This is a genomic window from Ruegeria sp. (genome assembly GCF_028066395.1).
In the GTDB taxonomy this organism is placed as follows: Bacteria; Pseudomonadota; Alphaproteobacteria; order Rhodobacterales; family Rhodobacteraceae; genus Ruegeria.
The window spans coordinates 1-9788 of the sequence record NZ_JALCBM010000105.1; the positions used below are offsets into that span (position 1 = coordinate 1).

At 54.8% G+C, this 9788-nt stretch carries 11 protein-coding genes; 9 read left to right on the forward strand and 2 right to left on the reverse strand.

What is annotated here, in order from left to right; all coding sequences use genetic code 11:
• Positions 1-260: hypothetical protein (locus MPJ51_RS20785; protein WP_298390824.1), on the reverse strand; the 260-nt coding region annotated here is incomplete at its 3' end.
• Positions 261-478: 218 nt separating this feature from the next.
• Here MPJ51_RS20785 and MPJ51_RS20790 point away from each other — a divergent pair.
• The 7 genes from MPJ51_RS20790 to MPJ51_RS20820 are packed head-to-tail and all read left to right on the forward strand — an operon-like array spanning position 479 to position 6478.
• Complete coding sequence (locus MPJ51_RS20790; RefSeq protein WP_298390826.1) at positions 479-1525, forward strand: Gfo/Idh/MocA family oxidoreductase; 1047 nt, start codon at positions 479-481, stop codon at positions 1523-1525.
• 2 nt (positions 1526-1527) lie between these two features.
• Complete coding sequence (locus tag MPJ51_RS20795) at positions 1528-2505, forward strand: hypothetical protein (RefSeq protein WP_298390828.1); 978 nt, start codon at positions 1528-1530, stop codon at positions 2503-2505.
• Between the two features lie 28 nt (positions 2506-2533).
• Positions 2534-3160, forward strand: coding sequence for an SIS domain-containing protein (locus MPJ51_RS20800; protein ID WP_298390830.1), 627 nt, complete (start codon positions 2534-2536; stop codon positions 3158-3160).
• Positions 3161-3162: 2 nt separating this feature from the next.
• Entirely contained in the window at positions 3163-3951 is a 789-nt protein-coding gene (locus MPJ51_RS20805) for an inositol monophosphatase (protein ID WP_337959825.1), read from the forward strand.
• A gap of 24 nt (positions 3952-3975) precedes the next feature.
• Entirely contained in the window at positions 3976-4653 is a 678-nt protein-coding gene (locus MPJ51_RS20810) for an NTP transferase domain-containing protein (protein WP_298390834.1), read from the forward strand.
• 9 nt (positions 4654-4662) lie between these two features.
• Positions 4663-5583: a phosphoglycerate dehydrogenase gene (locus tag MPJ51_RS20815; RefSeq protein WP_298390836.1), complete on the forward strand. Its 921-nt coding sequence runs from the start codon at positions 4663-4665 to the stop codon at positions 5581-5583.
• A 19-nt stretch (positions 5584-5602) separates the two neighbouring features.
• Entirely contained in the window at positions 5603-6478 is an 876-nt protein-coding gene (locus tag MPJ51_RS20820) for an SMP-30/gluconolactonase/LRE family protein (RefSeq protein WP_298390838.1), read from the forward strand.
• A gap of 184 nt (positions 6479-6662) precedes the next feature.
• Here MPJ51_RS20820 and MPJ51_RS20825 read toward each other — a convergent pair whose 3' ends face one another.
• Entirely contained in the window at positions 6663-7490 is an 828-nt protein-coding gene (locus MPJ51_RS20825) for a 6-hydroxymethylpterin diphosphokinase MptE-like protein (protein ID WP_298390840.1), read from the reverse strand.
• A gap of 351 nt (positions 7491-7841) precedes the next feature.
• On the opposite strand from MPJ51_RS20825, the gene glf reads away from it, so the two are divergent.
• Together glf and MPJ51_RS20835 are read left to right on the forward strand one after the other, a co-directional pair.
• Positions 7842-9011: a UDP-galactopyranose mutase gene (gene glf / locus MPJ51_RS20830; RefSeq protein ID WP_298390842.1), complete on the forward strand. Its 1170-nt coding sequence runs from the start codon at positions 7842-7844 to the stop codon at positions 9009-9011.
• 91 nt (positions 9012-9102) lie between these two features.
• Positions 9103-9788 (forward strand): hypothetical protein (locus MPJ51_RS20835; protein ID WP_298390844.1); only part of this gene is annotated, 686 nt, incomplete at its 3' end.

Consider the following 9788-nt stretch of genomic DNA (forward strand, 5'->3'; position numbering starts at 1 on the left):
GAAACAACCGGATCATCCAGAAACAGTTCGTTTGGGTGCAGAGGGCCAAAAAAACTATCGGCATTGTTGAAAACCTGTTTTGACCACGGGTTGGCGCCGCCGATTTTCCAGGCCGCGACGCTCTGCATTTGGGTCAACGAGATCACATATGCATCAGATATGGCGTCAGGTATGTCGCCCGCTGCCAGCCCGGCGGGCTCACCCGCAGCTCGGGCCTGTGTGAGGGCCGCACAAATGTGTTCAACCTGTTCTTGGTTCATGATTTCCAGCCGTTTTGTTGTGGCCCGTTCTTCTTAGCCCGGACCGTTGCCAAAGCAAGTCGAGTTTCACACCGTGCGCAAGCAACGGCCACCCGAAAAACTTCCAACTTGCGTGGGTTTACAACCCTGATATGTTCCCCGCGATTTCATAATCGGGCAGTATTAACCTGTTTCAAGACACTGCCAGATTCTTTGCTATACGGAAGAGAGACGTACAAATGACCCTGCGTGTAGCCATAATCGGATACGGAAAAATGGGCCGGATTCGCCACGAGGCGATGGAGCGCCATGGTGGGTTTCACGTGGTTGTGGCCTGTGACACGGCAGTTGATCCCGCGGCGTCCTGCCCGATGGTTACAGACCCGATGGCGGTCTACGACTATAACCCGGATGTTATTGTCTGCAGTGTGCCAAACAAAATGATCCCTGATGTCGTCTGCACGGCGCTGGCCCGGGGAAAGCATGTGTTTTCCGAAAAGCCCCCGGGACGCAATTCCGAAGATGTGCGCCGCATGATGGGTGCGGAAAAAGCCGCAGGCGACCGGGTGTTGAAGTTCGGATTCAATCACCGGGTTCACGATGCCATTGAAGAAGCCAAAAAGCTGATCGACGCAGGCACGATGGGTGAGCTTTACTTTATGCGCGGCGTCTATGGTAAGGCGGGTGGGCCGAATTACGCGCAGAACTGGCGCAATGATCCCGCGCAGTCGGGTGGCGGTATTCTGATTGATCAGGGCATTCACATGTTGGACCTGTTCCAGATGTTTGCCGGGCGCTTTCGGGATGTGCAAAGCTTCGTTCAGCGAAATTTCTGGACGGATGTGCCGGTCGAGGACAATGCTTTTGCCTTGATGAAAAACGCCGACGGCATCGTCGCGTCGGTTCATTCCTCGGCAACCCAATGGCAGCACACTTTCCGGTTGGAGCTTTATCTGCGCAACGGTTTCGTGTCCGTCGATGGGATTCTCTCTGCCTCGGGGAGCTATGGAACCGAGGTGCTGACAGTGGCGTTGAACCGGTTGGACGAAGGCGGCAACCCGATCCCGAACCCCGAAAGTCAGGAACTGCGCTTTACGGAAGACAAGTCCTGGGACAAGGAGATTGCCGAGTTCTATGCCGCTGTCGCCGAAGATGAGCCTCTGCGCTGTGGCACGTCTCAGCAGGCGCTGGATGTGATGGAACTGGTCGAGGCGATCTATGCCGCTGATCCTGAATGGTGCCGGATTGTGCAGGACCACAAAGTGCAAGAAAATCAGGAGGGGTAACAATGCAAACGCCTGTTTTTCTGGATCATCTGCCTGATTTCGAAACTGTTGCCGGCGAAAAGCCGGAGCAATACCGGCTGACACGCAACAAGGCTCTGCTGGATCTGATGCTGGATTGCAGCACCGATTGGACACCGCGTCAGGCTTGTCCCGCCTGTGGGCGGGATCGATTGAAAAGCCGCAATTTCTCGCAAACGTTGCTGGAATTTCTGCGCTGTACGGAATGCAATACGATCTATGCGCAGCGGGTTCCTGACCAGAAGGTTCTCGACCAGCTTCGGCTTGAGATCATAGAAGCCCAGGTTGGCGATGATCCCGGCAAGGACCGGGAGTTCGAGTTTACCTCGTTGATGAACTGGGTCAGCCTGACCGAGGCGCGTTTGCAACGCCGTCTCGATAAGGTTGTTGATATTCGGTTTGCATCGCAGGCCCCGCGATGGCCCGAGGCAACCCGGCGGCTCAGCCATGGCCGCTCGTGGGATTTTTTGTCCCTGACGCCTGAAAACACTGAGTTCGATGAATTGTGCGCGCGTCTGGCGCACCTGTCTCCCAAGGCGATATTGATGCCTGCCGAACTGGACCGTGTCGCGGACCCAGAGGCCTTGATGCGGGCAATCAAACAATCCGTGGCGTCCGGAACCGTGATCTTTGTCGCCAGTTCCTGCGCCGATGGGCTGGAATATGAGATTTTGGGGGCGGATTCCCCCAGTTTTATCCCGCTGGATCGGCTGACCGTGTTCTCGATCAATGGCTTTCAGGCGCTGAGCGCGCGGGTAGGGCTTTCCGTGTTGGAGGTTTCGACGCCCGGTCGGTTGGATGCGGTTATTCTGGATCGCTATTTCAAAGGCACCGAAAACGCGAATATCCCTTTCTGGTCAGGCTTTTTCCAAGAAGCGGACAAGAACCGTTTGCGTGATCTGCAGATCCTGCTGCAGCGCAGTCTGAAGTCTGGTATTCTGAGATTTGTCCTGGAAGCCTGAATTAACCATCTCCGAAGGATGACTTACTATGAAAGATCTTTTCCCAAACGCACGTTTCGAGACTTGCGAAGGGTTCGCGGGTGAGTATTTCAGCGCCCTGGCCAAGGCCGCACAACATAGCGACCTGAGCGCATTGGACCAGGTGGCAAACCTGCTGACCGAGACGATCGCTGCCGGCAATTTCATTTACATCTGCGGCAACGGCGGATCTGCGGGCATCGCCAACCACTCGCTGTGCGATTTCCTGAAATGCGTGCGCACCGATACGGACCTCAAGCCGCGATTCATGTCCCTTTCGGCCCATACCGAGATGAACTCAGCCCTGGCCAATGACATCTCATACGCGGATGTCTTTGCTTACCAACTGCAATCCATGGCACGTCCGGGCGATCTGCTGTGGACCGTAAGTTCTTCTGGTGACAGCGAAAATGTCGTGCGGGCGCTGGAGGTTGCAAAGCCCCTTGGGATGCAATCGATCTCGTTTACCGGTTTCTCGGGCGGACGCTCCAGAACTCAGGCTGACGTAAATGTTCATGTCGAGGCCGACAATTACGGGATCATTGAGGATATCCACATGTCCTTTATCCACATTCTGACGCAGTATCTGCGCATGTCGAATATGGATGAAGCCCTGATCGCGGACCGGAAATTCTGATCATGCAGGGGCAGCCGGTTCCTACTGGTCTGCATGCGGACTTGTGCGCTGCCTTGCCCCGATGGGTGCAAGAAGTGTTTTCCCAACACGCACAGGTTCATGACAAGGGGACCGACGGGCTGGATCTGGTGACAAGTCTGGATCTTGCGATGCAGGCGCGGCTTGAACACGAATTGCCGCAATTGTTGCCGGGGTCTTCGGTGATCGGCGAGGAGGAGTTCCGCCCCTACACAGGGGGTGATCCCTTGTGGCTGGTTGACCCGCTGGACGGCACGGTGAATTTTGTCGCGGGTGTTCCCATCTATAGCGTTGCTGTTGTCCTGATCATTGAAAACACGCCGTTTCTTTCGATCGTGCATGACATCGCCCATAGTGACACATACTCCGCGCAAAAAGGGCAGGGGGCGATGTTGAATGGGGCGCCTTTGGTTCCGCGGTCCCATAAAGCCAGACTTGCAATCGTTTCATCCGGATTGCTCAAGGATCTGGCCGAGCATGCGCCCGAAGCGCTGGCGCAATTGCTGACAGAGTTCAAGCTGCGCAACTTTGGCAGTCAGGCCCTGCATCTGTGTTATGCGGCGGCCGGAACCGTCAGCCTTGTCGCAAGCCGCGAGGCAAAGGGCTGGGACGATATGGCCGGTGCCTTGATCGCGCGCGAAGCTGGATTGAACTACGCCAGCTACGGGATCGACCCCGACCCGGCTCCAATGGACCAAGATCAACGAAGCCTGTGCGCCGCACCGGAGATTTTCCAAACCTACAAGGCAGTGTTTGCCCGCAGTTGCCCCTGACCCGAGTATCAACAGGATAGAGACATGAAGACAATCGCGATGATCCCGGCCCGCATGGGCAGTCAGCGTCTGAAAAAGAAAAATCTTGCCCCTCTGGCCGGGCAGCCCCTGATCAGCCATGCGATCGAAAAGTGCAAGAGATCGGGTTGTTTTGACGAAATCTATGTGAACTCGGAAAATGCCGAGTTCGGAGATATTGCGGCGCAGTACGGGGCCAAGTTTTATCAACGCCCCGAAGAACTGGGGAACTCGGTCGCGACGTCAGAACAGTTTGTCTACGATTTCCTCAAAAACGTTGAATGCGACCTGCTGATCCAGGTGCATTCCATTGCGCCGCTGCTCAGCGCGGAAGAGGTCGAGAATTTTGCCAACGCATTCATTGCCTCGGATGCGGATGTGATGCTGTCTTGCATCGAAGACCGGATCGAAGTGGCCTATCAGGATCAGCCGGTGAACTTCACATTTGCCGAAAAGACCAACTCGCAGGACCTTCAGCCCACGCAACGGGTCACCTGGTCGATCACCGGCTGGCGGGCGAAACCCTTTGTCCAAGCCGTTGAGGCAGGCAAAATCGGAACGTACAACGGCAAGATCGCGTTCTATCCGGTCGGCGCCATATCGGGCCATGTGATCAAAACACAAGAAGATCTGGATATCGCCGAAGCGCTGCTGACAGTGCTGAAAAAACACGAGAAAGCATAGGGTTTCATCATGCAGGTGCTTGTTTCGAACATCATGATGATCAACGAAAAAGATCGGTTCGACGCATTGCTGCGCGATCGCGGCGTGCATCCGATCTGGCCCGAGGTCAATCAGTTCATGCCCGAGGCCCAGTGTCTGGAATATGCCGGAGACGTCGACGGATGGCTGGCAGGTGACGACCAGATTACCGAAGCGGTGCTGCAGGCCTATTTGCCCAGACTCAAGGTGATTTCAAAATGGGGCACCGGTATCGACAGTATTGATCTGGAGGCCGCCCAGCGTCTGAACGTGCCCGTTTGCAACTCACCCGGCGCGTTTCGGGATGCTGTCGGCGAATATGCCATCGGGCTGCTTCTGGCCGCGACCCGCCGATTGGCCCGCACAGATAGGATGATCCGGGCAGGCGAGTGGCCCAAGGGTCGGTTCCCCGGCATGGCAGGCAAGACGATGGGTGTCGTCGGGTATGGTGCCATCGGGCAGGGGGTCGGGCAACGCGCAAGAGGGTTGGGGATGGACGTTATCGCCCATGACCCAAAATTGACCGATGCACCGGATGGAACGCAAATCGTCTCTTTCGACGAATTGCTGAACCGTGCTGATGTCATTTGCCTGTGTTGTAACCAGACCCCCGAAAACTATCACCTGATCAATGCCGATACGCTGTCCCGTGCCCGTGATCAGGTGATCCTGTGCAATGTCGCGCGCGGTGGGCTGGTGGATGAAGCCGCACTGATCGCCGCGCTGGAAAGCGGCAAGGTGGCTGCAGCAGCACTGGATGTTTTCGAGCAGGAGCCCCTGCCCACAGATCATCCCTTGCTGGGGTTCGAGAATGTGGCCGTGTCCAGCCACAATGCCAACAGCACCGTGCAGGCCATTGAATACGTGCATGAAAACACACTGAAAAACCTGTTTCAGCATCTTGGCTTGTAAGGTCTCGAACATGGCAGGCGTGCCCACTATTTTTGATGATCGACAGTGTGAGCTGGGCGAAGGTGTATTCTGGCATCCCGAGCGTGAGCAACTGTTCTGGTTCGACATCGTGAATTCCAAATTGCTGTCACGAGTCGGCGATCAGACGCTGAACTGGCAATTCGACCGGAATGTCAGCGCGGCGGGCTGGATTGATCGGGATCATCTGCTGATTGCCAGCGAAACAGGTCTGAGCCGCTTCAATCTGGAAACCGGGGCCGAACGGATGCTGTGTGAGATTGAGGCCGATAACCCCCTGACCCGCTCCAATGACGGGCGCGCCGACCCTTGGGGCGGATTTTGGATGGGCACCATGGACAAGACCGGAGAGTCGGGGAAGGGAACGCTCTACCGCTGGCACCCGAACGACGGGCTCCGGGTGATCCAGCGCGATATGAGTACGCCCAATGCGATCTGTTTCGATCACAGCCGAAGTTGTGCGTACTATGCGGACACCAAGACCCGCATCATCTGGCGCGTCCGAGTGAACCCCAAAACCGGCTGGCCGCAAGGTGAAAAAGAAGTTTTCATGGATTTGAGCGCAACGCCAGACAGGCCCGAACACAAACCGGATGGCGCCGTAATCGACAGCGAGGGATGCTTATGGAGCGCCCAATGGGGCTCTGCCCGCGTTGCGCGCTATAGCCCCGATGGGGTTTTTCTGTCCGCCGTCGATCTGCCAACCGGTCATGCGTCCTGCCCGGCTTTTGGCGGGGCGGACATGAGAACGCTGTTTGTGACAACTGCTATGCAGAAGCTTCCGGACGACCGACCAGACTGGGCGGGAACCGCAGGGCAGACATTCTCGGTTCCGGTGGCAGTTGCTGGACGTGCCGAACCTCAGATTGCCCTTTAAAAGGAAGCATCCGGAGAAACGCATTGGGAGCCGAAAAATGCCTCATAGGAACAGCTGATTTGCTGCGTTAAGGGGCCAATGCCAAGGGAGCTCAGTTTGCTGTCTGCGGGCAGAAGGCTGCCTGTATCATTCGCGAAACCCAGCCGACCTTTTGGCATGAGTCCCAGCGCCTAGTCGCCGAGCCTCATGCCGAAGGGCGGGCAAGAACAGTTTCAAGGTCCTCTCGTTCAAAGACAGTCAGGCTTGTGCGTCGCGAGCAGTTCACGATCCGGACCCCAAGGGCCTCGGCCTCAGATTGGGCTTTTGCGTATGACACTTCCAGCACATGCAGATTGGGAGAGTGCCATTTCTCTCCTGCCGGGCGATAAAGAGGATGAAAGTGGTTTTTCTCACCCTCACTGATCATGACGCCTTTTTCTTCTTTACTTTCTTTTCCCGGAGAATATTGGTGATCTAATCCCAGCAGGCAGATCTCCTTAAAACCCATGGCAATTGCCAATTGTATCTCGGTATAAACAATTGTCGATCCCCAGCCTATTCCGCGTGAGAGATCAGGGCTGAATTCTGGAAACTCCGGGTCGGAAAGCGGCTCATCCCAGTTTTTGGGCGGGATCGTGGGGAAGCAGACGGAGTCTGGAACCCTCTCCAAGTTGTTGAAGGCATTGATTGGGAATAACTTTTTGCTCCCGGAAAGGTTGCGGATTTCGTCAAGGCATTGCGAAAGAACCAGCATGTCTTCAACGCAGTAAAAATCCGGGCGCCAATCTGTTTGGTCGTAAATCAGAAATATTTTATTGGACGCAAAGGACATCTCATCCTTTATCTTGTCTAGGTCCGATGCTGTAAGGCTTGGCCCATTTCCGATCACAAAGCATCTTTTTCCCGCATAGCTATCGCTGATTTCCCGAAGGTAATCCTTGTCGCTTGAGCTTACGTCTGAATAGAGTCGCTTCTTGTAATCCGGAAGGAAAATGCGTCTCATTTCCCGTTTTATTTTCCAAAGAGGGATCATGATAATATTTTATATATTCCTATTTTATTCTAAACAGCTTTTGCTGCATCCGATTCTAAGAAACTTAGTCGGCGTAGTCCATGCCGCTTCGGCTCGGGCAGCTCTAGCCTGACACGCATTCTGTTGTCCATGTCTCGTAGCAACCGTGAAAACGAGAAGGAAGACAACTGTGACTTGAACGTATCAAAAGCCCAAGTCCACTGTCTGGAATGGTCGATGCCTCTTAAGTCTCGGGTGCTTGCTGCAAGGCGCAAGATGTACCGTATCCCGCGCATTGATTGCAGGTGTGGTTGCAACCTGCTGGTCAATCCATTAGGGCTTTCGGGCGAAAAAAAGCGAATTGGAACTGGCATGACAGGCAAGTATTTGATGGTTGGAGCCGGTCTTTCGGGCGCTGTAATCGGGCGGCATTTGGCCGAGGCTGGCCATGCAGTGACCGTCGTCGACAGCCGCGATCATATCGGCGGCAATTGCCACACTGCCCGCGACGAAAAAACGGGTGTCATGCTGCATGTTTACGGGCCGCATATCTTTCACACCGATGACACCGAGGTTTGGGATTATGTGAACCGGTTTGAGGAGTTTCTGCCCTACAAGAACCGGGTCAAGACGACCTCTCGGGACCCGGGCGGGGCGCACGGTGTTTTCTCGCTTCCGATCAATCTGCACACGATCAACCAGTTTTTCGGCAAGACGTTGCGGCCAGATGAGGCGCGGGCGTTCATCACCGAAGAGCAGGCGGATACCAGCATCGAGGACCCGCAGACCTTTGAAGAACAGGCCATGCGCTTTGTCGGCAAGGACCTCTACGAGGCGTTTTTCAAGGGTTATACGATCAAGCAATGGGGTATGCACCCGTCCGAACTGCCGGCATCAATCCTTAAGCGGCTGCCGGTGCGTTTCAACTATGACGATAACTATTTCTTCCATAAATTCCAGGGCATGCCCAAAAACGGCTACAGTTCCATGATCGACTCGATTCTGGATCACCCGGGGATCACCGTGCAGTTGAGCACCCGCTTTACGCGCGCGATGGGTGAAGAATACGATCATGTGTTCTATTCCGGGCCACTGGACGGGTATTTCGACTTTGAACTGGGCCGGTTGGGATATCGCACGCTTGATTTCGAACGGTTCGACTATTCCGGTGACTATCAAGGTTGCGCGGTCATGAATTACGGTGAGGAAGAGGTGCCCTATACCCGCATCACCGAACACAAACATTTCTCACCCTGGGAAGAACATGAAGAGTCGGTGTGCTATCGCGAGTTCTCGCGGGCGGCGGATGCCGGGGACATACCTTACTATCCGATCCGGCAGGTCAAAGAAAAGGAACTGCTGAGCGCTTATGTCACGCTGGCAGAAAATGCCGCCGGGGTCACATTTGTCGGTCGGTTGGGAACCTATCGCTACCTTGATATGGACGTGACGATCCGTGAGGCGTTGGATACAGCCCGGGGGTTTGTCTCGAAACTGGCGAATGGTGAAGACATGCCTGCATTCTTTGTGGCACCGCTTTAGCCATCAAGGCGAATTTGAACACTGCTGTGGCGTTTTCTTCAAAAACGCCAACCCAGTACATTAGAACCTATCGATACTGAGGTTTCTCGGAATGACCAAAAACGCGATCGTTTTTACAGCAAACACCATGCATGTGGCACAAGCCAATCTGATGATCGATTCCCTGTTCGATCCGGCGAAAGGCAATTTTCAAGGTGATTTGTGGGTGATTTCCACGCATCTCAGCGAGCAGTGTCAGGAGTTTCTGGAAAGCCGCGGCATTCGCTATCTGATCAATCCGCTGGCCAGCTTTCAGAGCTGGAAGTATCGCCGTGAAATCGCGCGGTCCCAACCGGAATATCAGAATGGAAAGCTGGGCGAAGACGACGCCTTCCTTCTCTACCGCAACAAACGGATGAGCAAGCTGATCATCTGCGACTGGGTAGAGAAGTTCGGCCAAAACTACGATGCCATCGCCTTGTGCGACAATGATCTCTATTTTCAGCGTGACGTGAACGACCTGTTCGCGAAGACCGGGCATATCGATCCGAACGTTGTCTGGTACTGGCAGGAAGAAAACACCATTCTGCCCGGTTCGTACCTGTGGACAAAGAATGTCAACTACGCCCGGTTGCATGATGTTGATGGTCTGGATTTTGGTCAGCATGAGATCAATATCGGATTTATCATCTCTTCGCCCCGGTTGATGCGCCACGTGTTCCAGCGCGTCGGAAATTTCTTTTCCAGCTGTAATGTCGAGCTGTTCAGGGATTGCCACTGGCACGACCAGGATCTGGT